Origin of the sequence: Parapedobacter lycopersici, from assembly GCF_040395035.1 — a bacterium.
GTDB classification, from domain to species: Bacteria; Bacteroidota; Bacteroidia; order Sphingobacteriales; family Sphingobacteriaceae; genus Parapedobacter; species Parapedobacter lycopersici_A.
This window is the reverse complement of the sequence record NZ_JBEBRB010000107.1, coordinates 1-5896: the sequence shown is the minus strand read 5'-3', so window position 1 is coordinate 5896 and position 5896 is coordinate 1. Positions and strand designations below refer to the sequence as shown.

Below are 5896 nucleotides of genomic sequence, written 5' to 3'. Positions count from 1 at the left end.
CCCGGCATCACGTATTACCATACGAATATACTTAATTTTCCATTAAGACAGCGGAATTACTATCGAATCGTCCGGTTGGTCGGATACCGGAAACGCCGCTAGGGCTTATCGCAGTTACGCTTCACAAATCTCTTTTAGCTTTTCCAGTGCCTTCGGGTACGTCACCGCGAAATAGTCAACCATCTCGTCGTTCACGTCAATATCGACGGTTACCGTGGTTGTTCCATTTTTTTCAGCAAACGAATAGTTTTCAAAACCCTGCCACTCCTCAGCTACCGGCCCGGTCGTAATTTCATCATCGCCATCCACGATGCCGGTATACTCGATGGACACGAATTTATTCGGGATATTTTCACGGATCCAGCCTACCATACCTTCCCGCTTTCCTGTTTTGCTGGCGCCGATAAACAGGATTTTTGAACCTTTATGCCAGTTTCCTTCCACACTGGAGGGGGTTTCAAAATCTGACTCGGGGTTAAATACCGCCGTCCATTGCCTGAACGTTTCCTTATCCAGCATGATGCTGAACACATTTGCCACCGGCGCGTTGATGTCCGTTTTGAATTGCATCTTTTTCATTGCGTAGTCTTTTTTAGGGTAAATATTCAATACTGTTCAGTACAAAGATAACCCGTTAGCGCGGCAAAGACATTGGCACGGTGCGCCAATTAGCAGGGGGAATTGCGACAATCCGTTACCGGCAGTTAGATGTATTTCATCTCCGTGGCCTTTCGGATCAGCGCGGCTACATTGGTCACTTTAAACTTCTGCAATAAATTTCGGCGATGACTTTCCACCGTCAGCGGGCTGATAAAAATCTGATCCCCTATTTCATGCGAATTCAGTCCGTCGGCCAATAGCGCCAGCACTTCCTTTTCGCGCCGCGTAACTACGGGGAGTTCTCCCGACTGGTGGCTGGCAAGTATAGCCCGCACCCCCTCGCTGATACCGGTTTCGCCCCGCATCACCTGGCGGATGCATTCCATTACTTCCTCCGTTGCGGAGTTTTTGAGCAAATAGCCGGAGGCGCCGCTGTCGAGCATGCGCTGGATGATGCTGTATTCGTTGATGTTGCTGATGGCCACCACTTTCGTATCCGGGCGCAGCTGCTTGATCTCCGCACAGGCGTCGATGCCATTCTTGTCAGGCAGGTTGATGTCCAGCAGCACCACATCCACCTGTTCTCCGGCAATAAAGCGGATGCCTGATGCCGCATCGGTAAACTGGCCGATTAGCCTGATGTTGTCGGCATCCTGCAACATATAGGCAAAACCCTGCAGCACCACCGGATGATCATCAATAATAATAAGGGTTATCATTTCCATGTCAGACAGGTATTTCAATGTTTACGGTAGTCCCTTCGCCAGGCTTGGAATCAATCTCCATCCGGCCCTGCAGCAGGGCTACCCGATCTTCGATATTTTTCAGGCCCAGCCCTTTGGCAACCAGCAACTGGATATTGAAACCGACACCATCATCCTCAACCGTGAGGAACAGGCAGCCGTCACTGTCACTGCACTGCACAATGATCTGGGTGGCGTGGGCATGCTTAATGGCGTTATTCAGCAATTCCTGCACCATCCGGTAAACACCGATAAGCACCGGTTTGGGATAGGAAGAACGGAGACCGATCCCCTGAAATTTAACGGCCGTCGCCGGGGTATCCATATAGTTGCATAGATCGGCCAGTGCCGACTCCAGTCCCATGTAAAGCAGTGCCTCCGGCATCATATTGCGCGATACCCGGCGCAACTCATCCACTGCATGGTCCAATTCGCCGATAACAGCATTCACCTCGGTGCTTACGGTGCTGTTTTTTTCGCGGTCCCTCGTGGCTATCGCCGACAGGCGGAGCTTTACCCCCGCCAATAAGCCACCAAGGCCATCATGCAGGTCGCGCGCAATCCGGTTCCGTTCTTCTTCCTGACCCTGCAAAATTGACTGGTAGCGATGAAGCTGCTCCTGCTGCCGCAGTGTTTTGAGTTCTTCCTGATGGAGCAACTCATTCTGAACAAGGGTATTGTGGTTACTTTTTGCCAGTTTCCATGAAAAAAAAGCGATAATAAGTGCAATGGAAAGACCCGCACCAAGCAACACCAGCCAGAACCGGCTCCGGTCGATATTCATTTGCTGCTGCTGGTTGATGTCCTTCAGTTTCAATATCTCATTTTCCTTTCCAATGGATTCGTATTGCTTTTCCAGGTCGATGATCTTCAGCGCCATATTGTTTTGCTGGAAGGTATCCTTTCCCAGTGCATAAGCTTCCATCTGTTCATAGGCCGCCCGGAAATTACCCAGCTTGAATTCCACATTGGCCATTTCCCGCAGATGGAGCAACCGATTATGTGTCGATTGCACCGGATCGTACTGATTGGAAATCAACAGGTATTTCTTTGCGTTGCCGTATTCACCGAAATCACGGTACATCGCATACATCTCAAAATAAATATCCCGCAGGGAATAGGCATCACGCAGCGATTCGGCCCGGGCTATCCCTTTCCTGAACATCTCCAGGGCCTTTTCTTTTTCCCGGATGTGGCGGTAATACTGGCCTTCGGTACGGTAATAGAATGAGGCATAGGTAGTATACGGTATGGCATGGTATACGGCCGCGGCACTGTCCAGGTATCCCCTTGCCCGCCCGAGGTTTTCGCCAAGTATGGCATTCTTGGCTGCATTGACAAAAACGGTCAGCCAGTCCTCACTGGTAGCTGTTGCCGTTGACAGCGTGTTTAGGGCCTGTTTAAAATAGGATTCCGCCTTTTCGTAATCCTGTACATTCGAAAGTAATAATGCAATATTCTGCAAGTGGTTGCCCACAGCGGTGCTGTCGCCAGCGAGGCGGGCATATGGAAGTGCGCGGTCGACAATAATACCCATGAAAAGATTGGCGCTATCCTGCCGCTGCAGCAGTGTTCCATAATTGTTCCACACCTTTGACCGGTAGAAATAAGCCCGCGGAAACCGATACCGGGCCAGGTACTTTTCGGCCAGCATGTATTCCGATTTCGCACGTTCGATGTCGTGGTTATAAATGATATTGGCGGTGAAGTGATGCAAGAGTCCCTGCTGATAATCGGTTGGTTTATTGCCCATTAACTTCCGCGACTCATCAATGTAATGGAAAGCCTTTGCCGTATCGCGGTCACACCAGAAAAAACTCAGATCCAGCAGCCGTTCAATCTTTACACTATCGTCAGGCGCTCCCTGTGCCAACCGGTACAGGCTGTCAGCAGCCTGTTCAGCAGATGCCTGTGCCCTTACCCCGTGAAAACAGCAGAAAACAATCAAAATACACAGGCAATGCTTCATGATTACAATACGGGATACACAAATTGGTAACAACGGGTAAAAATACAGATTACCGCCAAATCCGGCAATCCACGAAAACGAGGATTTGATTCGGGAACGATTGCCGGTGCGGTCGTCCGGGAGCGGCCGGAAACTACCGCTTTGATTTCATCGCCTTTACGACCTTAACGCGGCCGCTACAGAGAAAGGCTTCATATTCCGGCGTTTCGCGGCCGTACAGCGCAATTCTACCGGCCGCATCGCTGTGGACACCCCATCCGTACCGTTTGGTCAGCGGGGAAGCCCTGAAACAGGGCTGCCCCTTGGAGAAAAACAATTGCCGTGCTGTTTCGAGCTCATCAGCGGTCAGTTCCTGCCGTTCTGCGTACACCTGGAACAGCACATCGTCTGAAGTAAACCGGTAGGGGTTTTTGCTGACCAGCTCAAATGCCAGGCTGGCCACGCTTTTCTTTTCCCCTTTTACCGGGGGTATTTCCCCTTTTTCCGCCGGACAATCATCTGCTACTGCAATGAACGCGTCCTGATAGTTGGTGGTGTGTATTTTCACCGTCCCTTGTTTATATTCCATGCCGCAAATATATACCGGATTAATGACAACCCTATGGCAGGTGTATCCGGCCGGACTTCGGTAATACCTGGATTACCGGTTGGCCAGCTTGTTTTGTGCTTCGTTATACCGTGGTCCGATGTTGGGGTACCTGGATAAGATCTGCTCCATGGCTTCCAGATCGGCCGGAGAAAGGGTAATGTCCACCGCACGGGCGTTTTCCTCCAGGTACTTCCGCTTCTTTGTTCCGGGTATTGGGGTAATGTCATCGCCCTGCGCCAGTACCCACGCCAGTGCCAGCTGCGCGGCAGTATGCCCACGGTCGGCAGCAAACTCGCTAAACGCTTCGGCCAGCGACAGGTTATTCTGCAAATGCGCACCCTGGTAGCGAGGTACGGTTTTTCTGAAATCACTGTCCGGAATCGTACCCACATCGAAGCCATCGTTGGTAATCAGCCCCCTTGAAAGCGGACTGAAAGGAACCAGTGCGATTCCCAGCTCACGGATAGTGGGCAGTATTTCAGCCTCTACCCCGCGGGTCAGCAACGAGTATTCACTTTGGAGTGCTGCTATGGGGTGGATGGCATGTGCCCTGCGGATCGAGGTGGCCGATGCTTCCGAAAGACCAAGATAACGGACCTTGCCGGCTTTCACCAGTTCGCCCATGGCGCCGATCAGCTCTTCGAGCGGTACGTTCGGATCAAGGCGATGTGCATAATAGAGATCAATCTCGTCAATTCCAAGCCGGCGTAAACTGGCGTCCACCGCCCGCCGCATATGTGCCGGAGAGCAATCCAGTGTAGACTGCATGCCATTTGCTGTCAGCGTAATATTGGTAAAACCGAATTTGGTGGCGATAAATACCTTGCGGCGATTCGGTACGAGTACCTTAGCGATGAGTTCCTCATTTTTTCCCGCGGCATAAGCGTCCGCGGTGTCCCAGAAATTAATGCCCAGATCCAGCGCACGGTGCAGCGTGGCAATGGATTCGGCATTATCCGGAACACCATATCCATGATTCATGCCCATACAGCCCAGTCCGATAGCGGAAACTTCTACGCCTGTATTTCCCAGTTTGTGGTATTTCATGTTTTTTTGGTTTCCATTTTAGTTTACCTGACAAAGTTCCGCTATTGTCCCGACATATCCGCAAAATCCGGCAATAAATCCAGGCAGCCCTGACCGGAACACACACATGCTTCCGCTGATCCGGAAACTTCTTGTTCAAAAATAAAGTGGTTTATGTATGTTTGCGGTACGTTGCCGATCCGGCGCGTGCGTCCTTGATCCGCTAAATTCGTGATTATGTCTTATTGCCAAGCAATCAAAGCCCTGAGCGGCGACCGTAAAACACTGCATCAGGAATACCATGACCACCACTATGGGTTTCCGCTCCACGATGACGACGAGCTGTTCGGCAGGCTGGTGATGGAAATCAATCAGGCTGGCCTGAGCTGGGAAACCATCCTGAAAAAGGAAGCTGCATTCCGCAATGCCTACGATCATTTCAGCATTGCTAAAGTTGCCGCCTATACGGAATCGGACCGCGAACGGCTGCTGGCCGACGCGGGCATTATCCGCAACAGACTTAAAATCAATGCCGCTATTGAAAACGCCCGGGTAATCCTTCAGTTGCAGCAGGAATATGGGACATTTGAAAAGTGGCTTGAACATCATCACCCTAAGACACTTCCGGAATGGATTAAGCTTTTTAAAAAGACATTCAAGTTTACCGGGGGTGAAATTGTCAATGAATTCCTCATGAGCATCGGTTTTTTGCCCGGAGCGCATATAGCCGACTGTGAAATTTACAATAAGATACTGAAAAACAAACCGATGTGGTCAATAACCTAAATTTAGGTTATCGGTTCAGATGTAAATTTCATGCATAAGAATTTAATCCATATTGCCTGATAACGTCGGTATCAAGTAACTGAATTGATTTCCCCGTTACCCGGATCAGGTTTTCTTTGGTCAACTGGTCCATCACCCGGAAAAATGTTTCGTATGTAGTTCCCGCATAGGCCGCCATGTCCT

General features: G+C 50.5%; 7 protein-coding genes. 1 reads left to right on the top strand and 6 read right to left on the bottom strand.

Translation table 11 applies throughout. The annotated features are described in order from the left end of the window. Positions 1 to 114 precede the first annotated feature (114 nt). The 5 genes from ABWO75_RS13190 to ABWO75_RS13170 form a co-directional block, all read right to left on the bottom strand. A complete protein-coding gene (locus tag ABWO75_RS13190) occupies positions 115 to 579 on the bottom strand; it encodes an SRPBCC family protein (protein ID WP_353186270.1) in 465 nt (154 codons plus the stop codon). A gap of 125 nt (positions 580 to 704) precedes the next feature. Beyond that, positions 705 to 1325: a response regulator transcription factor gene (locus tag ABWO75_RS13185; protein WP_353186268.1), complete on the bottom strand. Its 621-nt coding sequence runs from the start codon at positions 1323 to 1325 to the stop codon at positions 705 to 707. A 1-nt stretch (position 1326) separates the two neighbouring features. After that, positions 1327 to 3312: a tetratricopeptide repeat-containing sensor histidine kinase gene (locus ABWO75_RS13180; protein ID WP_353186266.1), complete on the bottom strand. Its 1986-nt coding sequence runs from the start codon at positions 3310 to 3312 to the stop codon at positions 1327 to 1329. Between the two features lie 133 nt (positions 3313 to 3445). Next, positions 3446 to 3880, bottom strand: coding sequence for a DUF6157 family protein (locus ABWO75_RS13175; protein ID WP_353186264.1), 435 nt, complete (start codon positions 3878 to 3880; stop codon positions 3446 to 3448). A 72-nt stretch (positions 3881 to 3952) separates the two neighbouring features. Next, a complete protein-coding gene (locus ABWO75_RS13170) occupies positions 3953 to 4948 on the bottom strand; it encodes an aldo/keto reductase (RefSeq protein WP_353186262.1) in 996 nt (331 codons plus the stop codon). A gap of 216 nt (positions 4949 to 5164) precedes the next feature. Between ABWO75_RS13170 and ABWO75_RS13165 the strand changes: the two genes are divergently transcribed. Next, positions 5165 to 5713: a DNA-3-methyladenine glycosylase I gene (locus ABWO75_RS13165; RefSeq protein WP_353186260.1), complete on the top strand. Its 549-nt coding sequence runs from the start codon at positions 5165 to 5167 to the stop codon at positions 5711 to 5713. Positions 5714 to 5741: 28 nt separating this feature from the next. Here ABWO75_RS13165 and ABWO75_RS13160 read toward each other — a convergent pair whose 3' ends face one another. Then, complete coding sequence (locus ABWO75_RS13160; protein WP_353186272.1) at positions 5742 to 5891, bottom strand: helix-turn-helix domain-containing protein; 150 nt, start codon at positions 5889 to 5891, stop codon at positions 5742 to 5744. Positions 5892 to 5896 lie beyond the last annotated feature (5 nt).